The sequence below is a fragment of the Amycolatopsis deserti genome (assembly GCF_014653945.1).
Taxonomy (GTDB): Bacteria; Actinomycetota; Actinomycetes; order Mycobacteriales; family Pseudonocardiaceae; genus Amycolatopsis_E; species Amycolatopsis_E deserti.
Genome location: NZ_BNAU01000002.1, coordinates 1,253,267 through 1,270,754, shown reverse-complemented (window position 1 = coordinate 1,270,754; position 17,488 = coordinate 1,253,267). Strand labels below are relative to the sequence as shown.

General features: G+C 71.6%; 17 protein-coding genes. 7 read left to right on the top strand and 10 right to left on the bottom strand.

The window, feature by feature from the left end; all coding sequences use genetic code 11:
- Window positions 1-13 precede the first annotated feature (13 nt).
- Window positions 14-433, top strand: a complete 420-nt coding sequence (locus IE290_RS14400) for a VOC family protein (RefSeq protein ID WP_020420765.1) — start codon at window positions 14-16, stop codon at window positions 431-433.
- A complete protein-coding gene (locus tag IE290_RS14395) occupies window positions 430-1,185 on the top strand; it encodes an SDR family NAD(P)-dependent oxidoreductase (protein WP_191245025.1) in 756 nt (251 codons plus the stop codon). Before IE290_RS14400 ends, IE290_RS14395 begins: the two co-directional genes overlap by 4 nt.
- Here the strand turns inward: IE290_RS14395 and IE290_RS14390 are convergent.
- Window positions 1,182-1,643: a MarR family winged helix-turn-helix transcriptional regulator gene (locus IE290_RS14390; protein ID WP_191245024.1), complete on the bottom strand. Its 462-nt coding sequence runs from the start codon at window positions 1,641-1,643 to the stop codon at window positions 1,182-1,184. The two genes, IE290_RS14395 and IE290_RS14390, sit on opposite strands and share 4 nt — an antisense overlap.
- 94 nt (window positions 1,644-1,737) lie before the next feature.
- Here IE290_RS14390 and IE290_RS14385 point away from each other — a divergent pair, with 94 nt between their 5' ends.
- Together IE290_RS14385 and IE290_RS14380 are read left to right on the top strand one after the other, a co-directional pair.
- On the top strand, window positions 1,738-2,295 hold the full coding sequence (locus IE290_RS14385; protein WP_191245023.1) for a YceI family protein: 558 nt from the start codon (window positions 1,738-1,740) through the stop codon (window positions 2,293-2,295).
- Window positions 2,296-2,365: 70 nt separating this feature from the next.
- Window positions 2,366-2,863, top strand: coding sequence for a VOC family protein (locus tag IE290_RS14380; protein ID WP_191245022.1), 498 nt, complete (start codon window positions 2,366-2,368; stop codon window positions 2,861-2,863).
- On the opposite strand, the gene IE290_RS14375 is transcribed toward IE290_RS14380, so the two are convergent.
- Genes IE290_RS14375 through IE290_RS14360 form a run of 4 tightly spaced genes read right to left on the bottom strand, consistent with a single transcriptional unit; the run spans window position 2,860 to window position 8,044 of the window.
- The gene (locus tag IE290_RS14375; protein ID WP_191245021.1) at window positions 2,860-5,166 is read right to left on the bottom strand and encodes an FdhF/YdeP family oxidoreductase; all 2,307 of its coding nucleotides are present in this window, start codon (window positions 5,164-5,166) and stop codon (window positions 2,860-2,862) included. The genes IE290_RS14380 and IE290_RS14375 overlap by 4 nt on opposite strands.
- A gap of 5 nt (window positions 5,167-5,171) precedes the next feature.
- Complete coding sequence (locus IE290_RS14370) at window positions 5,172-6,575, bottom strand: MFS transporter (RefSeq protein WP_229874474.1); 1,404 nt, start codon at window positions 6,573-6,575, stop codon at window positions 5,172-5,174.
- 4 nt (window positions 6,576-6,579) lie between these two features.
- Complete coding sequence (locus IE290_RS14365; RefSeq protein ID WP_191245020.1) at window positions 6,580-7,017, bottom strand: MarR family winged helix-turn-helix transcriptional regulator; 438 nt, start codon at window positions 7,015-7,017, stop codon at window positions 6,580-6,582.
- Window positions 7,018-7,057: 40 nt separating this feature from the next.
- Window positions 7,058-8,044, bottom strand: coding sequence for a hypothetical protein (locus tag IE290_RS14360; RefSeq protein ID WP_191245019.1), 987 nt, complete (start codon window positions 8,042-8,044; stop codon window positions 7,058-7,060).
- A 251-nt stretch (window positions 8,045-8,295) separates the two neighbouring features.
- Between IE290_RS14360 and IE290_RS14355 the strand changes: the two genes are divergently transcribed.
- Window positions 8,296-10,920: a valine--tRNA ligase gene (locus IE290_RS14355; RefSeq protein WP_191245018.1), complete on the top strand. Its 2,625-nt coding sequence runs from the start codon at window positions 8,296-8,298 to the stop codon at window positions 10,918-10,920.
- A 339-nt stretch (window positions 10,921-11,259) separates the two neighbouring features.
- On the opposite strand, the gene IE290_RS14350 is transcribed toward IE290_RS14355, so the two are convergent.
- The 4 genes from IE290_RS14350 to IE290_RS14335 all read right to left on the bottom strand — a co-directional run bounded on the left by IE290_RS14350 (window position 11,260) and on the right by IE290_RS14335 (window position 14,494).
- Complete coding sequence (locus IE290_RS14350; RefSeq protein WP_191245017.1) at window positions 11,260-11,751, bottom strand: DinB family protein; 492 nt, start codon at window positions 11,749-11,751, stop codon at window positions 11,260-11,262.
- A gap of 10 nt (window positions 11,752-11,761) precedes the next feature.
- Complete coding sequence (locus IE290_RS14345) at window positions 11,762-12,811, bottom strand: SMP-30/gluconolactonase/LRE family protein (RefSeq protein WP_229874473.1); 1,050 nt, start codon at window positions 12,809-12,811, stop codon at window positions 11,762-11,764.
- A gap of 160 nt (window positions 12,812-12,971) precedes the next feature.
- Window positions 12,972-13,301, bottom strand: coding sequence for a DUF4180 domain-containing protein (locus tag IE290_RS14340; RefSeq protein ID WP_191245016.1), 330 nt, complete (start codon window positions 13,299-13,301; stop codon window positions 12,972-12,974).
- Between the two features lie 26 nt (window positions 13,302-13,327).
- Complete coding sequence (locus IE290_RS14335; RefSeq protein ID WP_229874472.1) at window positions 13,328-14,494, bottom strand: PucR family transcriptional regulator; 1,167 nt, start codon at window positions 14,492-14,494, stop codon at window positions 13,328-13,330.
- Window positions 14,495-14,609: 115 nt separating this feature from the next.
- Here IE290_RS14335 and IE290_RS14330 point away from each other — a divergent pair, with 115 nt between their 5' ends.
- On the top strand, window positions 14,610-16,139 hold the full coding sequence (locus IE290_RS14330; RefSeq protein WP_191245014.1) for a long-chain-fatty-acid--CoA ligase: 1,530 nt from the start codon (window positions 14,610-14,612) through the stop codon (window positions 16,137-16,139).
- A gap of 39 nt (window positions 16,140-16,178) precedes the next feature.
- Window positions 16,179-16,616 (top strand): ATP-binding protein, encoded by a 438-nt coding sequence (locus tag IE290_RS14325; protein WP_191245013.1) that lies wholly within the window; start codon window positions 16,179-16,181, stop codon window positions 16,614-16,616.
- Here IE290_RS14325 and IE290_RS14320 read toward each other — a convergent pair.
- Window positions 16,605-17,471, bottom strand: a complete 867-nt coding sequence (locus IE290_RS14320) for an SGNH/GDSL hydrolase family protein (protein WP_191245012.1) — start codon at window positions 17,469-17,471, stop codon at window positions 16,605-16,607. The genes IE290_RS14325 and IE290_RS14320 overlap by 12 nt on opposite strands.
- Window positions 17,472-17,488: the final 17 nt, after the last annotated feature.

Below are 17,488 nucleotides of genomic sequence, written 5' to 3'. Positions count from 1 at the left end.
AGAAGGAGGCCACATGACCCGCCCCGCGTTCCACCTCGCGATCCCGGTCGACGACCTCGGCCGCGCCCGGGAGTTCTACGGCGGGGTGCTCGGCCTGTCCGAGGGCCGCTCCGACACCAAGTGGGTGGACTGGAACTTCCACGGCCACCAGGTGGTCACCCACGTGGTGGAAGGTGCCCGCAACGAGGCCGGCCGCAACCCGGTCGACGGCCACGACGTCCCGGTGCCGCATTTCGGCCTGGTCCTGACCGTCGAGGCCTTCCACGAGCTGGCCGGCCGCCTCAAGGACGCCGGCACGCAGTTCGTCATCGAGCCGTACCAGCGCTTCGCGGGCGAGCCGGGGGAGCAGTGGACCATGTTCCTGCACGACCCGGCCGGCAACGCGCTGGAGTTCAAGGCCTTCCGCGACGAGTCCCAGCTGTTCGCCAAGTGAGCCGCGGCGTTCTCGTCACCGGCGCGTCGGCGGGCCTGGGCCGCGCGATCGCCACGGCCTTCGCCGAGCGCGGAGACCGTGTGGCGGTGCACTACAACTCCAACCAGGCCGCCGCGGAAGCCACGCTAGTGGCACTGCCCGGCGACGGCCACGCGCTGGTCCAAGGCGACATCCGCGAGGCCGAGCGCATCGCCGAAGCCGCCGAAGACGCGCTCGACGGGGTCGACGTCCTGGTCAACAACGCCGCCGTGGTGACCACCACCGAGACCGCGCACCCGCTCGCGGACACCACGTTCGAGCACTGGCGCGAGGTGTGGCGCCAGTCGGTCGAGGTGAACCTGCTCGGCGCCGCCGACATCACGTTCTGCGTCGCCCGGCGCATGATCGCCCGCGGCGCGGCCGGACGGGTGGTCAACGTCGGTTCGCGCGGCGCCTTCCGCGGCGAGCCGGACCACCCCGCCTACGGTGCGACCAAGGCCGCGCTGCACTCGCTCGGGCAGTCGCTCGCGGTGCACCTCGCGCCGCACGGCATCGCGGTCAGCACGGTCGCGCCGGGGTTCATCGCGACCGAGCGGGTCGCGGACTGGCTGACCGGCGAGCGCGGCGACGCGCTGCGAGCCCAGTCACCGTTCGGCCGGGTCGCCCAGCCGGAGGAGATCGCCGCGGCCGTGGTCTACCTCGCCTCGGCCGAGGCCGAGTGGGCCTCCGGCGCCATCCTCGACCTCAACGGTGCCTCCTACCTGCGGTCCTAGGAACAGCCCTCCGGGCGAACCGCCTTCAGGATCCGCTCCGAGATCGCCCGGAGGGCTTCCACCTGCTCGCGGGTGAGCACGTCGAACACCAGCTCCCGCACGCTGTCCACGTGGTGCGGCGCGGCCTGCTCGATCGCCTCCCGGCCCTCCCGCGTCAGCACGATGACCGCGCCGCGCGCGTCGTCCGGACACTCCTCGCGCGCCACCAGCCCGCGGTTCTGCATGCGCCGCAGGTGGTGTGACAGCCTGCTCTTCTCCCAGTCCAGCGCCCTGGCCAGTTCGAATACCCGCACCCGTCCCTCTGGCGTGTCCGTGAGCTGGACCAAAACCTCGAAGTCGGGCAGCGACAGCTGGGAGTCCGCCTGCAGACGGCGGCCCAGCGCGGCGTTCAGGTGACTCTGCATCTTGACGTACGCGCGCCACGCCTGCTGTTCGCCGTCGTCGAGCCATCGGGTCATGCCATCGAGTATAGCGGGAATAGTTGACGCGTCATCTAAGTTGTGCCAGTGTGTCGATGACACGTCAACCAGACCTTCGCGGGAGGAACCCGAAATGAGCACCCAGACCAGCTACGCGAACCTGACCGGCGAGTACACCCTGGACCCGACGCACACGCGGATCGGCTTCGTCGCCCGCCACGCGATGGTCACCAAGGTGCGCGGCGCGTTCAACGAGTTCACCGGCACCGCCCACATCGACGGGGACGACCCGGCCAAGTCGTCGGTGACGGTCGCCATCAAGGCGAACAGCATCGACACCCGCAACGCCGACCGCGACGCGCACCTGCGTAGCAACGACTTCCTGTCGATGGACGAGCACCCGGAGATCACCTTCGTGTCCACCTCGATCCGGCAGACCGGCGACGCGAGCTTCGACGTGACCGGTGACCTGACCATCAAGGGCGTCACCAAGTCCGTCACCGTCCCGTTCGAGTTCGAGGGCACCGCCCAGGACCCGTTCGGCAACACCCGGATCGGCTTCGAGGGCTCGACCACCATCAACCGCAAGGACTTCGGCGTCACCTGGAACGCCGCGCTGGAGACCGGCGGCGTCCTGGTGAGCGACAAGGTCACCCTCGAGTTCGAGATCTCGGCGATCAAGGCCGCCTGACGCGGATGCCGGTGGTGCCCGGCGGGTACGCCGGGCACACCACCTCCGCCACGAGAAAGGAACGCAGGCCATGACCTCCGTCGACCTCGACGCGGTCCGCCGGGAGCGCGACCGCATCCGCGACGCCCACCTCAAGCCGGCCGGGCAGCGGCCGCCCTCGTCCGCCCGCGGCCTGCACCACACGGCGCTGATCAGCAGCGACGTGGAGCGGACCGTCCGCTTCTACCAGGACCTGCTGGAGTTCCCGCTCACCGAGCTGATCGAGAACCGCGACTACCCCGGGTCGTCGCACTTCTTCTTCGACATCGGCAACGGCAACCTGCTGGCGTTCTTCGACTTCCCGGGCCTGGACGTCGGGCCCTACGCCGAGGTGCTCGGCGGGCTGCACCACATCGCCATCTCGGTCGACCCGCGGCGCTGGCAGCGGCTGGTCAGCAAGCTCGAGGAGGCCGGCGTGGAGCACGCGGTGCACAGCGACGTCTCGGTGTACTTCCGCGACCCGGACGGCGCCCGCGTCGAGCTGATCGCCGACCCGCTCGGCGAGATGTACGGCAGCCAGGTCCTCTAGGACGCGGCCTCCAACCGGAGCACGATCGCCTTCGAGACCGGCGTGTTGGACTTCTTCGCCACCGAGTCCAGCGGCACCAGCGCGTTGGCCTCCGGGAAGTAGGCCGCCGCGCAGCCGCGGGCCGTCGGGTACGCCACGGTCCGGAAGTGCTCCGCCCGCCGCTCGCTGCCGTCCTCCCACTCCGACACCAGGTCGACCAGCTGCCCGTCGGCGAAGCCCAGTTCGGCCAGGTCGTCGGGGTGCACCAGCACCACCCGGCGCGCGTCCTCGATGCCGCGGTAGCGGTCGGACAGGCCGTAGATCGTGGTGTTGTACTGGTCGTGGCTGCGCAGCGTCTGCAGCAGCAGCCGGCCCGCCGGCACCCGCGGGAACTCCAGCTCGCTCGTGGTGAAGTTCGCCTTGCCCGTCGAGGTCTGGAACGACCGCGAATCCCGCGGGGGGTGCGGCAGGACGAACCCGTCCGGCTGCCGCACCCGCGCGTTGTAGTCCTCGCACCCGGGCACGACGGCCGCGATCCGGTCGCGGATCAGGTCGTAGTTCCCCTCGAAGTCCCGCCACGGCACGGCGTGGTCGTCGCCGAACAGCTCGCGCGCCAGCCGGCAGATGATCGCCACCTCGGACAGCAGGTGCTCGCTCGCCGGCTTCAGCCGCCCGCGCGAGACGTGCACGCACGACATCGAGTCCTCGACCGTGACGAACTGCTCGCCCGCGGCCTGCGTGTCCCGCTCGGTGCGGCCCAGCGTGGGCAGGATCAGCGCGGTCCGGCCCGGCACCACGTGCGACCGGTTGAGCTTGGTCGACACGTGCACCGTCAGCTCGCACGAGCGCAGCGCGCGCTCGGTCAGCTCCGAATCCGGCGTCGCGGCGGCGAAGTTGCCGCCCATGCCGAGGAACACCTTGCCGCGGCCGTCGCGCATCGCGCGGATCGCGTCCACCGTGTCGAACCCGTGCTTGCGCGGCACCGGGATGCCGAACTCCTCCTCCAGGCTGCGGAGGAACTCCTCGGGCATCTTCTCCCAGACACCCATCGTGCGGTCGCCCTGCACGTTGGAGTGCCCGCGCACCGGGCACAGACCCGCGCCCGGCTTGCCGATCATGCCGCGCGCGAACGCCAGGTTGCTGATCTCCTGGATCGTCGCGACCGCGTGCCGGTGCTGCGTCACGCCCATCGCCCAGCAGTAGACGGTGCGCTCGGACGCGGCGATCATCCGCGCGATCCGCTCGATCTGGCCGCGGTCCAGGCCGGTGGCCTCGTCGATCGCCGCCCAGTCGATCTCGCGCAGGTTCTTGGCCCAGTCGTCGAAGCCGTGCGTCGAGGAGTCGACGAAGGCGCGGTCGACGATCGTGCCCGGCGCCTCCTCCTCCCACGACAGCAGCAGGTGCCCGATCGCCTGGAACAGCGCCAGGTCGCCGCCGAGCCGGATCTGCGCGAACTCGTCCGCCAGCGGCGTGCCCTTGCCGACCACGCCACGCGGGTTCTGCGGGTTCTTGAACCGCATCAACCCGGCCTCGGGCAGCGGGTTGACCGCGACCACCTTCGCGCCGCGGCCCTTGGCCTCCTCCAGCGCGGACAGCATGCGCGGGTGGTTGGTGCCCGGGTTCTGGCCGACGACGACGATCAGGTCGGCGTGGTGGATGTCGGCCAGGCTGACCGAACCCTTGCCGATCCCGTAGGCCTCCGACAGCGCCGCACCGGACGACTCGTGGCACATGTTGCTGCAGTCCGGCAGGTTGTTCGTGCCGAACGAGCGCACCAGCAGCTGGTACAGGAACGCGGCCTCGTTGCTGGTGCGGCCCGAGGTGTAGAAGATCGCCTCGTCCGGGTTGTCCAGGCCCTTGAGCGCGCTCGCGATCAGCCGGAACGCGTCGTCCCAGCCGATCGGCTCGTAGTGCGTCCCGCCCTCGCGCAGCACCATCGGCTCGGTGAGCCGGCCCTGCTGCCCGAGCCAGTAGTCGGTACGGCCGTGCAGCTCCTCGACAGAGTGCTGGGCGAAGAACTCCCGGCCGATGCGGCGTTTCGTGGCCTCCTCGGCGACCGCCTTCGCGCCGTTCTCGCAGAACTCGGCGAACTTGCGGTGCTCACCGTCCTCGGCGCGGGGCTCCGGCCAGGCGCAGCCGGGGCAGTCGAAGCCGTCGCGCTGGTTGAGCAGGCGCAGGGTCTTCACCGTGCGGCCGGTGCCCATCTGCTCGACACCGCGCAGGAGTGACACCGCCACTCCCGGGATGCCGGCCGCCCACTCCTTGGGCTTGTGCACTTCGAGGGCGGCTTCGTCGATGTCGGCGCGAGGAGCGTTGCGTGTCACGTCCACTATCTTGCGTGAGCGGCCGCCGCGGGTCGAGTACCGGATTTCGGAAGTTTCCGGTCGGCCAGCGTCACGGCGGACAGCACGACCCCGATCACGATGAGCGCCGTCGCCAGTTCGTGCAGGCCACGCGAGGTGGCCTCGTCGCCGAAGCACAGGGCGATCAGCGTGGACGAGGCGATCGCGCCCAGGTACTGCGCGGTGCGGAACAGGCCGCTCGCGGTGCCGATCACCTCGGGCGGCGCCTGGCCGTAGAGGACGGTCTGGTTGGTCACGCTCGTCAGGCCCTGGCCGAGCCCGAACACCGCGGCGAGCACGACCAGCGCGCCGATCCAGGTCCCGTCGTCGACGAACAGCAGCAGCACCGACCCGGCGAGCAGGGCCAGCGAGTTGACGATCAGGCGGCCCTTGAGCCGCGTCGGCTTGCCCGCGAAGGCGGCCGCCAGCACGGCGACGACCGACATCGGTGTCAGCAGCGCGCCCGCGGCCGACTCGGTGAGCCCGCGCGCCGACTCCAGCCACTGCACGTAGCCGAACATGATCGAGTAGACGATGAGGAACGCCAGCGACTGGCGCAGGTAGGTGCGCAGCAGCGGGCCGTTCCCGGCGAGCATCCGCAGGTCGACGAACGGTCGGCGGGCGCGCAGCTCGACCCGCACGAACAGGGCGCCCAGCACCAGCGCGACGCCGAGCAGGTACAGGTCGGACACCGCGGGCGCCATCACGTAGAGGAGCACGGCGAGCAGGGTCGCGGAGAACAGGGCGATGCCGGCGGCGTCGATCGGCTCGCGCGGGCCGGTGCGCGGCGGGTCCTTGGGCACCCAGACCAGCGCGAGCACGAACGCGACCGCGGCGAGCGGGATGTTGGCCGCGAAGATCGCCGGCCAGCCGGCCAGGCCGATCAGAGCGCCGCCCAGCGTCGGGCCGACGACCATGACGGTCTGCGCGGACATCGCGAGGATCGACAGGACGCGGCTCGGCACGCCGCCGCCGGTGGCGTCCGCGCGTTTGCGCAGCACCGCCATCGCGGCCGGGAAGCCGGCGCAGGTGCCGATCCCGAGCACCACCCGGACCGCGACCAGCCAGCCCAGCGAGAACGCGAGCAGCCCGCCGACGCCGGCCGCCATCACGGTCAGGGCGCCGGCCAGCAGCACGCGCCGCGCCCCGAACCGGTCGACGAACAGCCCGACCACCGGCTGCCCGACGGCCGTGGCCAGGTACAGCGAGGTGATCAGCCAGGCGGTCTGCCCCGGCCCGGCGCCGAACGCCTGGCCGATGGGCACCAGCGCCACGGCGATCAGGGTGGAGTTGATCGGGTTGAGCAGCGCGCTGGCCACCAGGGGCAGGACCAGGCGCGGCGGGTAGGAGGTGCGCGTGGGCTGTTTCGTCCGCGGGGCCGTCGTCACCACTTCCTCATCGCTGCGCCAGCTTCGCGAGCAGGGGCAGCGCTTCGTCGATCGTGCGGCGTTCCTCGGCCGTGAGGTCGTCGGTCAGGGCGCGGGCCAGCCACTCCTCGCGGTGCTGGTGCACGCCCCGCACGGTCTTCTCGCCCAGCTCCGACAGGGCGACCAGCACGCGGCGCCCGTCGTGCGGGTCGCGGGTGCGGCTGAGGTAGCCCAGCTCGTCCAGGGCGCCCAGCGTGGCGGCCATGGACTGCTGCCGGACGTGCTCGGCCGCCGCGAGCTGCGCCTGGGTGGCCGGACCGTCCCGGTGCAGGCGCGCGAGCACCGCCGACTGGGAGGGCGTGAGGACACCCGCGTTGTCCACCTGGCGCAACCGCCGGTGCAACTGCCCGACGACGGCGCGCACCGCTCCAGCCAGGCGCGCCGCGTCGTTCGGTACCCGGGTCATATGGACAGGCTAGACTGTTGAGTCTGAGCTGTCGAACCGGCTACTCGCAGCCGCCGGTGAACTCGGGCATCGGCTTCGTCACGTCGTACATCGCGGTCTCGTCGAAGCCGACGGCCTCCGGGGCGTCCGGATACGGCTCGCTGTACGCCGGCGCCAGGAAACCGCGCTTCGACGGCTCGCAGGCCATCGAGTAGACGACGCCCTGCGTGCTGGTCACCCACAGACCGCGGTCGTTCTTCTGGTGGGTGGTTCCCCGGACCAGTTCGAAGTCCGCCTCGTAGCGGAGGAACACGTCGATGTCGCTGGGGCTCAGGATCGGGGCGTGGCTGCCGGGGTCGAACGCGTAGGCGACCGAGTAGTCGGCGTGCAGGGCCAGGGTGTTCGCGTCGCGTCCGGGAGCCGCGGTGATGGTGCCGGTGATCCGCGGGCCGGCCGGGAGCAGCCGGTAGCCGTCCTCGGCGAAGCTGACCACCTCCCGGAGACCTTCGGTGCGGTCGTCGATCGCCTTGGCGAAATCCGGCCGGGCGTTCGGGGCCAGCAGGTTCAGCAGCAGCGATCCGTCGTGACCTTCGATGGTGCGGCGGTCGAGACGGCCCGCGCGGATGACATCCTTCACCTGGCCGACGGCGTTCTGCACCTCGCCGGCGGAGAACTTGCCGACCGGGCCGGGCGGTGGGGTCACCAGGCCGTCGACCGACTCGCTCCAGGTTTCGGCCGGCGTGCCGTCGAAGGGGCGCTCCAGGTTTACCCGGGCGAGGTCCGGCAGCACGCTCGGCGCCGTCGGGCGCAGTTCGGCCGGTGGGGGAGCGCTGCCGTCGTAGTGGGCGGACGTCGAGCGGCCCCACTGGACGAACCCGAACACGGCCCCGGCCACGACCACGAGCGACACGCCGGTCCAGGCGAGCCGCTTGCCCATGCGGGCCCGGCGGCGCTGCCTGCGCAGGTCGACCCACGCCTCCTTCACCGCGTGCCGCTGCCAGTCCGGATCCCGCAGATCCGGGTGCTGCCCGATGTCGTAGTCGTCCACTTCGGACCCGCCCTTCCGGTTCGATCTCGCCTTGTGATCGACCGGCGCCGGAGATCGTTACCGGGTCCGCGGCAGTCGTGACGCAGATCGTCGACCGGCGCGAGCTTGCGGTGCCCGGGGGGCCGGCTCGCACGTGCGGCAACGGCGGCTTCCGGTGCGTGATCGCCGCGGACGCCCGCTGAGGCCGGCGCCCCGCGCCGGGAGGCGATGCGAATGCGGCGCTGAATACCCGGTTCGTACACTTACCGGTTGTGACGGAGAACGCCCCTGACCAGCAGCCCGCCCTCCCGGCCGCGTGGAACCCGGCCGACGAAGAAGCCGCCCTCTACCAGCGGTGGGTAGACGCGGGCTACTTCACGGCCGACGCCGGGTCGGACAAGCCTCCGTTCACCATCGTGCTGCCGCCGCCGAACGTGACCGGCAGCCTGCACATGGGGCACGCGCTCAACCACACCCTCATGGACGTGATGACGCGCCGCCGCCGCATGCAGGGCTACGAGGTGCTCTGGCTGCCGGGCATGGACCACGCGGGCATCGCGACCCAGAACGTCGTCGAGCGCGAGCTGGCCAAGTCCGGTAAGTCCCGCCACGACCTGGGCCGCGAGAAGTTCGTCGAGCGCGTCTGGGAGTGGAAGGCCGAGTACGGCGGCAAGATCCTCGGCCAGATGCGCCGCCTCGGCGACGGTGTGGACTGGTCGCGTGAGCGCTTCACCATGGACGAGGGCCTGTCCCGCGCCGTCCAGACCATGTTCAAGCGCCTCTACGACGACGGCCTGATCTACCGCGCCGAGCGCATCATCAACTGGTGCCCGCGCTGCCTGACCGCGCTGTCGGACATCGAGGTCGAGCACTCCGAGGACGAGGGCGAGCTCGTCTCGATCCGCTACGGCGAGGGCGAGAACTCGATCGTCGTGGCCACCACACGCGCCGAGACGATGCTCGGCGACACCGCGGTCGCCGTCCACCCGGACGACGAGCGGTACAAGCACCTGGTCGGTACCGAGGTGGAGCTGCCGCTGACCGGCCGCCGCATTCCGATCATCGCCGACGAGCACGTCGACCCGGAGTTCGGCACCGGCGCGGTCAAGGTCACCCCGGCGCACGACCCGAACGACTTCGAGATCGGCCGCAGGCACAACCTGCCGATGCCGACGATCATGGACGAGCGTGCCACGATCACCGCGCCGGGCCCGTTCCAGGGTCTCGACCGGTTCGAGGCGCGCCCGGCGATCGTCGCCGCGCTGCGCGAGCAGGGCCGGATCGTCGCGGAGAAGCGGCCGTACCTGCACGCGGTCGGGCACTGTTCGCGGTGCGACACGGTCGTCGAGCCGCGGCTGTCGCTGCAGTGGTGGGTCAAGGTCGAGCCGCTGGCCCGCGCGGCCGGTGACGCGGTCCGCGACGGGCGCACCAAGATCCACCCGCCGGAGCTGGAGAAGCGCTACTTCGACTGGGTCGACAACATGCACGACTGGACGATTTCGCGCCAGTTGTGGTGGGGCCACCGCATCCCGGTCTGGTACGGCCCGAACGGCGAGACCGTGTGCGTCGGCCCGGACGAGCAGCCGCCCACGGGCGAGGGCTGGACCCAGGACCCGGACGTCCTGGACACCTGGTTCTCCTCGGGCCTGTGGCCGCTGTCCACGCTGGGCTGGCCGGAGCAGACGCCGGACCTGGCGAAGTTCTACCCGACCACCGTGCTGTCCACCGGCTACGACATCCTGTTCTTCTGGGTCGCCCGGATGATGATGTTCGGTCTGTACGCGGGCGAGGACGTCCAGCCGTTCGACCACGTCTACCTGCACGGGCTGATCCGCGACGCGCAGGGCAAGAAGATGTCGAAGTCGCGCGGCAACGTCATCGACCCGCTGGACTGGATGGACAGCTACGGCGCCGACGCCACCCGCTTCACCCTCGCCCGCGGTGCGAACCCCGGCGCGGACATGGCGCTAGCCGAGGAGTGGGCCGCCGGCTCGCGCAACTTCTGCACGAAGCTGTGGAACGCCACCAAGTTCGCGCTGATGAACGGCGCGACGGTGGCGACCCCGCTGCCGCCGGCCGCCGAGCTGTCCGAGGCCGACCGCTGGATCCTCGGCCGCCTCGCCACCACGGTGTCCGAAGTGGACGACCTGCTGGAGGACTTCCAGTTCGCCAAGGCCATCGACCGGCTCTACCACTTCACCTGGGACGAGCTGTGCGACTGGTACCTGGAGCTGGCGAAGGTCCAGATCGCGGGTGACCGGGCCGAGAGCACGCGCGCCGTGCTCGGGCACGTGTTCGACACCGTGCTGCGGCTGCTGCACCCGGTGATCCCGTTCATCACCGAGAAGCTGTGGCAGGCGCTGACCGGCGGCGAGTCGATCGTGATCGCGTCCTGGCCGAAGCCGGACACCTCCTACGCCGACGCCGCGGCCGACGCCCGGATCGCCGACGTGCAGAAGCTGATCACCGAGATCCGCCGGTTCCGGTCCGACCAGGGCCTCAAGCCCGGCCAGCGCGTCGCGGCGCGGGTGAACGGCGAGGGCTTCGGCGACGTGTCCGGGCACGAGGAGGCGGTGCGGGCGCTGGCGCGGCTGACCGCCCCCGAGGACGGGTTCACGGCGTCGGCCTCGGTCGAGGTGAGCCTGTCCACCGGGAACGTGCACGTCGAGCTGGACCTGTCCGGCGCGGTCGACGTGGCGGCCGAGCGCAAGCGGCTGGAGAAGGACCTGGCCGCGGCGCAGAAGGAGCTCAAGCAGACCGAGGGCAAGCTCGGCAACCAGGCGTTCCTGGACAAGGCGCCGGCCGAGGTGGTCGAGAAGATCAAGGTGCGCCGCGACGCCGCGGCGGCCGACATCGAGCGCCTGACCGCGCGGCTGGGTTCCCTGCCCGCGGCGTGAGTCGCACGGGCCGTCCGCGGGCGGCCCGTGCGCTCTTCGGGGGCTGGGTGATCCGGTCGAGAAGTCGGCGATGGTCTCCGGGCGCGAGACGTGCGGGGAGTGCTCGCTTTCGATCTCGACCGGTTCGGTGCCGAGGCGTTCGCGCGCCGCGCGGCGCATCCAGCCGCCACCGCCGACGTCCGGCACGGCCGCGCCGATCCAGACGAGGTGGCGGGTCTCCAGCCCGGCGGCGATCGCCGGGAGCAGCAGACCGGGCCCGGCGCCGGTAGCGCCGCGTTCGCGGTGGGCGGAACGATCAGCGCGCCGCTTCCCACCCGGACGGCCTCGGCTCGCCCCCCGTCAGCGGCCGGTGGAGCCGTCGATCTGCTCGCGCAGGATGTCGGCGTGGCCGGCGTGCCGGGCGGTCTCCTCGATCATGTGCACGAGCACCCAGCGCATCGACGGTGGCTCGGTCTCCCGCAGCGAACGGACGCCCGGCCGGTCCAGGTCGGCGCACCCGGCGACGATCTCGTTGCAGCGCTTCACCATCGCGCGGTACTCGGCGACCAGTGAGTCCGTCGTGTCGGCCGCGGCGGGCAAGGCGTCGTCGTCCCACAGCTCGACCTCTTCGCCCGCGTAGGCCCACACGAACCAGTTGTGCTCGACCGCCGTCAGGTGCTTCACCAGCCGCAGCAGGCTCGTGCCGGAGGGGACCCCCGCGGCGCGCGCGGCCTCGTCCGGCACACCGGTGGCCTTGGCGATGATCGCTTCGCGCAGGTAATCGAGGAAGGCCACCAGTGTGGTCTGCTCGTCCGCGTTCAGGCTCGGGGGACGAAAGTCGCCGCGTGTCATGGCACTCACCCTAGGCGGGCGGGAAGACGAGGATGCTCTCGCCACCGTTGGTGGCGGTGCCCAGGTACGCCGACCCTGCCGCGACACCGTCGGGGATCGTCGTGCCGTCCGGCAGCGGCGTCGCGCGGCCGGTGCTCAGCGAAACGCTCACCGGCGTGTCTTCGCTGCCCGCCGTGCCGTACGCGGTGCCGTCCGCGGCGACCGCGGTCAATTCGATCGCCCGCCGGCCCGCGGTCTCGGCGAAGCACTGGCCCTGCCCGGTCCGCAGGTCGAACGCCGCGAACCCGGCGACCAGGAATCGGCCGGACACCACCGGGGTGAGGCCGGACGGGCCGTGCGCCGCCGAGTCGAGGTCGCACACCACGGAGCCGCGGACCCGCCCGGTGGCGCCGTCGTGCAGCGCCCACAGCCACTCCGTGGGGTCCTCGGTCGGCCAGCCGGCGAGGATCGCCTCGCCGTCCGGGGACGCGACGATCTCGACGTTGCGGAACCCCTCGTTCGGACTCGCGCCGGCCGGCACCACGTCGTCGCTGATCCACCCGCCCGGAACCCAGAACGCCTGGAAACCCTGCACCAGCGGGCCGTTCGCGGTCATCGCGACCACGTTCACCCGGTCGGTGCACGACCCGATGGCATGCGGGCAGTCCTTCGGCGGCCGCAGTTCGCCGTCGTCCTCCGGGTAGCTCGTCATGCTGCCGTCCGCGACGCGCACCACCGTGACGCCGTCGCCGTTCTCGAGGAAGACCCGGCCGTCGGACTGGGCCCAGTAGTCACCGACCGCGACGGGCAGGCTGATCTCCCGTTCGGCCGTGACCGGACCGGACGAGTCGGTGCCGTAGACGTAGAGGTGCGTGCTCCGCGCGGGTTTGTCCACGCCGTTGTCCTCGCCCGCGCCGGTGGTGGCCAGTACCGCGTACTCGCGGCCCCCGTCAGTGGTCACGAACACCGTCGAGTCGAGATCGCCCTCGGGTTCCGGCACCGGCGCGCTGCTCCACCGGATCGCCCCGGTGACGGCGTCGTGCGCGACCACGTGCACCCCGTCCGGGCCACTCGCGCGCACGAGCAGCAGCCCGGCCCGCGGCGCACCCGTGGGGTGGGCGAACTCGACGTCCTGGTCCGCGCTGATCGACCAGCCCCGGGCGCTGTCGAAGGCCGCGTCGTCACTCCCAGTTGATCATCGGAAACCGCGGGTGAGACGTCGATGTGGCGGAAACGGTTCCTCAGGCGGCGGGCCGGAGCCGGGCCTCCAGCGCGTCCACATCGGACAGGAACCACACCTGCCTGCCCCGGTTCGACTCCCGCACGTACGCGGCCAGCGCCTCGCTCGCCGCGGTGAACCGCTCGATGTCGCCGACGATCGCCAGCCGGAACCCGTAGTTGAGGAACTTCTGGGTGACCGCGCCGGCGATGCCCGTGCTCAGGTCGAAGAACCCCGGGTCCAGCTGCTCCACCGGCAGGACGACCATCTCGACCTCCTGGCCGTAGAGCTGCCCCATCGCCTCGATCGCATCGGCCTCGGACGCGATCCGGCTCTCAATCACCTTGTACATACGTTCAAGGTAGCAGATAGGGAAGATTAGGGAAGCATGCGTAAGGCTTGCAGGGCTGCGGACAGCTCCGCGACCGCCGCGGGGTCCGCCAGCTTCCGCCCGGTCAGCTCCTCGATCCGCCGCAGCCGGTACCGCACGGTGTTGGGGTGGCAGAACAGCCGCCGCGCCGCCTCACCCGCCGATCCACCCGAGCCGAACCAGCACTCCAGCGTGTCCAGCAGCGTCGCGCCGTCACCCAGCTCCAGCACCGGGCCGAGCACACGGGCGGCGACCTGCCCGGCTTCAGCGGGCGCCGCGGCCATCAGCACCGCGAGCGGTGTGTCGGCGAACTGCGCGACCTCGCCCTCGCCGAGCCCGCGCAGCGCCAGCCGCGCGAACTGCAGCGCCTGCGGTGTCTCCCGCAGCGCGGAGTACAGCGGGCTGACCCCCGCGCGCGCGTTCGCCCGGCGCAGCAACGCGAGCACACCGTCCACAGTGGCCGATGCGGGTAGCGACAGCACGCCGATCTGCTGGTTCGGCTGCAACCGCCAGGCCGACCGGATGTCGGAGGCGTCCAGCCGGGAGGCGATCTCCGGCAGGGCTTCCCGGCCGGGTGCGGGCGTCGCCGCCGCCACGACCAGGAACCGTCCTTCCACCGGTAGCCGCAGCGCGTGCGCGGTTTCCCACAGCGACCGCTGGTCGGCGATCTCCCCGGACAGCAGCGCTTCGACGAGCACCGACCGGCGGTGCTCGTCGCGCAGCATCATCTCCGCGACGGCGTCGCGGTAGGCCGCGGTCATCGCGTCGGCGACGTCCCCGGCCAGTTGCCACACCTCGGCGACCATGTCGACCAGGGCCGCGTCGTCGATCGCCCCCGTCGCGCGGGCCTCGGCGGCGATCGCGGCCCACAGCGCGCCGAACCCGACCCGGAAGGCGGCCAGCACCTCGGGCAGCGGCGCGGCCTGCCAGGCCCGCTCGCGCCCGGTGGCGTGCGCGGCGGCCAGGTCCGGCGGCTCGCCCGCGATCAGGGCGTGCAGGATCAGCCGGAGGTTGTCCTGCACGGACGCGGCCAGCGAGCTGTCCGGCACGTCGTCGCTGACCACGTAGAAGTCGATCTCGTCCCGGATCCGGGCGGTCATCTCGGCGGCGAACGAGTCCAGCCGTGCCAGCAGGGTCGCCGCCACGGTCGGCAGGCCGGGGGCGGTGCGCGACACGTCCCCCATTGTTCCCCATGACAACGAGGAAGGGGTGCTGGTTGTCCGCGCGGACATGGGCCGGGCGGGCGGTGGGCACGCACGATGGTCGGAACGAGCTAGCGGAGGACATTCGATGACGAATCTCGCGCACATCCTGGCCAACACCGCGCGGCGGCAGCCGGACGCGCCCGCCCAGCGCCTCGGCGAGACGGTGCTGACCTACGCCGGTCTGGACGAGGCCGCCGCCAAGGTCGCCGCCCAGCTGCGGGCCGACGGGCTCCAGTCCGGTGAGCGGGTGTGCGTGATGCTGCCGAACGTCCTGCCCTTCGCCGCCCTCTACTACGGCATCCTGCGTGCCGGCGGCGTGGTCGTGCCGATGAACCCGCTGCTCAAGGCCCGCGAGGTGGAGCACTACCTGACCGACTCCGGCGCCGTGCGGCTGTTCGTGTTCACCGGGGTCGCCGAGGAGGCGGGCAAGGCCGCCGCCGCGGCCGGGGTGCCGTGCACGGTCGTCGACCCGGCGGCGTTCCTGACCGGGTTGACCGCCGAACCGCAGCCGGAGATCGCGCCGCGCGAGGACGACGACCCGGCGGTCATCCTCTACACCTCGGGCACCACCGGGCGGCCCAAGGGCGCCGTGCTCACCCACGCCAACCTGCGCAGCAACATCACCACCGTCGCGAGCACCCTGATCGACCTGCGGCCGTCCGACGTGGTCATGGGCTGCCTGCCGCTGTTCCACACGTTCGGGCAGGCCTGCGCGCTCAACGCGGCGGTCTACCGCGGCTCGTGCCTGGTCTTGGTGCCGCGGTTCGAGCCGGCCGCCGTGCTCGACGCGATCGAGCGGTTCGCCGTCACCGTCTTCGAAGGCGTGCCGACCATGTACGGCGCGCTGCTGCAGCACCCCCGCGCGGCCGAGATCGACGCGAGCGCGCTGCGGGTGTGCGTGTCCGGTGGCGCCGCGCTGCCGGTCGAGGTCCTGCACGGGTTCGAGAAGGCTTTCGGGTGCGCGATCCTGGAGGGCTACGGGCTGTCGGAGACCTCGCCGGTGGTCACCTTCAACCACCCGGACCGGCCGCGCAAGGCCGGGTCGATCGGCACCCCCATCGACGGCGTGCGGGTGCGGCTGCTGGGCGCCGACGGGGCGGAGGTCGCGCCCGGCGAGATCGGGGAGATCGCCGTGCAGGGCCCGAACGTGATGCGGGGTTACTGGAACCTGCCGGAGGCCACAGCAGAGGCGATCCCGGACGGCTGGCTGCGCACCGGTGACCTGGCCCGGCAGGACGAGGACGGCTACTACTTCATCGTCGACCGGAAGAAGGACCTCATCATCCGCGGCGGCTACAACGTGTATCCGCGGGAAATCGAAGAGGTCCTCTACGAACACCCGGCGGTCGCGGAGGCCGCGGTTGTCGGCGTGCCGCACCCCACCCACGGCGAGGAGGTCGCGGCGGCCGTCGCGCTCAAGTCCGGGGCCGCCGCGACAGCCGATGAGCTGCGGGAATACGTCAAGGAGCGGGTCGCCGCCTACAAGTACCCGCGCCAGGTGTGGCTGGTTCCGGAACTGCCGAAGGGGCCGACCGGAAAGATCCTGAAACGGCAGATCGGCGCGATTCTCCCGGAAAGGCCCAAGGACCCTTCAGCGGTTCCCACGCAAGTGTGAAGATGGGCGGACCTGTAGGTGCTCGAGTGGGGAAAGCCGATGGACACCACGCCCAGGCCGTCGGGGTGCACCGAGACCAGCCTGCACTGCCGCTGGCCCGCCTCACCGCGTGACATCACCGCGCTGCGGTACGAGCTCGTGCGGTGGGCACACGACCTCGACCTCCCGGGCCACCTCGCGCACGCGATCGGTCTCGCCGGCTACGAGGCGCTGGCGAACTCGGTGACCCACGCCTACCCGGAGGGCATCGACGGGCCGGTGGAGCTGCACGCGAGCCGGGACCACGACCTGATCGCGGTCACCGTCATCGACCGCGGCCGCTGGAAGATGCCGCCGCGGGGACGCTCGATGTCCGACGGTCGCGGCCTCCAACTGATCCGCGGCCTGGCCGGGCACGTCGAGGTCAAGGCGACCGACGAGGGCACCACGGTGTCGATGACGTGGCAGCTCCCGCACGCCGAGCGGTCAATCGCGTAGCTGCGCGTACGTCACCGCGGCGACGCCCTGCATCCCGGTGAAGAACGGGTGGTAGTTCGCGGCCCACGGCTTGAGGTCCTTGCCGTTGATCCACGCCTGCCCGGGCGGGGCGCACGCGTCGTGGCCCAGCGACGGGGCGAAGGTGTCCACATAGGACGCGTCACCGTCGTCGGCGACCGCCTTTTCCAGCGCCGCGTTGAGTTCTTCCTCGACGCTGTTGAGCCACGGGTAGTCGCCGTCGGCGAAGGGCAGGACGTCCGGGCAGGTGCCGGTCGGCGGCGCGATGCGCGGGTAGCCGATCACCAGCACCTCGGCGTTCGGCGCGCGGTCGTGGATCTCGCCGAGCACCGCGGTCACGTTGGCCTGGGTCTGCGGCAGCCGGGCCTTGATCGTGTCGACCCCGTTGACGGTGAAGTGGCGCTCGCACGGGTTGCCGGCCGGATCGGAGGCGCGCAGGCCCGGGCAGGTGTCGATGATCGTGCCGAACACGCCGTAGTCGTTGCCGCCGATGCCGAGCGTGACCAGGTCGGTGTCCGGCCGCAGGGCGTCCAGCTGCGGCGGGTTCGGGCCGAGCAGCACGTCCTGCGGGGCGACCATGTCGTGGGTGTCCGCGCCGCTGCACGAGACGTCGGTGAACGAGCCGACCCGCAGCGCGACCGCCAGCAGCGACGGGTAGTTGCCGGTGGAGCGGAAGCAGCCGACCGGGTCGAGGCGCTGCAGCGGGATCAGCGGGCCGGCCGTGTAGGAGTCACCGAGGGCGACGTAGTGCCGGTACCGGGGCGCGGCGGAGGCTGTGAGCGTCGAGGCGAGCAACGTGCAGGCGGCGACCAGGAGAACGAGCATGCTGCGGCGCATGACTTCTTCTTAACCCC

Excerpts from the sequence above, each read along its gene's own strand:
- IE290_RS14400 (WP_020420765.1), top strand. The coding sequence starts at position 14 with ATGACCCGCCCCGCGTTCCACCTCGCGATCCCGGTCGACGACCTCGGC.
- IE290_RS14390 (WP_191245024.1), bottom strand. The coding sequence starts at position 1,643 with ATGACCCGATGGCTCGACGACGGCGAACAGCAGGCGTGGCGCGCGTAC.
- IE290_RS14385 (WP_191245023.1), top strand. The coding sequence starts at position 1,738 with ATGAGCACCCAGACCAGCTACGCGAACCTGACCGGCGAGTACACCCTG.
- IE290_RS14380 (WP_191245022.1), top strand. The coding sequence starts at position 2,366 with ATGACCTCCGTCGACCTCGACGCGGTCCGCCGGGAGCGCGACCGCATC.
- IE290_RS14365 (WP_191245020.1), bottom strand. The coding sequence starts at position 7,017 with ATGACCCGGGTACCGAACGACGCGGCGCGCCTGGCTGGAGCGGTGCGC.
- IE290_RS14350 (WP_191245017.1), bottom strand. The coding sequence starts at position 11,751 with ATGACACGCGGCGACTTTCGTCCCCCGAGCCTGAACGCGGACGAGCAG.
- IE290_RS14340 (WP_191245016.1), bottom strand. The coding sequence starts at position 13,301 with ATGTACAAGGTGATTGAGAGCCGGATCGCGTCCGAGGCCGATGCGATC.
- IE290_RS14330 (WP_191245014.1), top strand. The coding sequence starts at position 14,610 with ATGACGAATCTCGCGCACATCCTGGCCAACACCGCGCGGCGGCAGCCG.
- IE290_RS14325 (WP_191245013.1), top strand. The coding sequence starts at position 16,179 with ATGGACACCACGCCCAGGCCGTCGGGGTGCACCGAGACCAGCCTGCAC.
- IE290_RS14320 (WP_191245012.1), bottom strand. The coding sequence starts at position 17,471 with ATGCGCCGCAGCATGCTCGTTCTCCTGGTCGCCGCCTGCACGTTGCTC.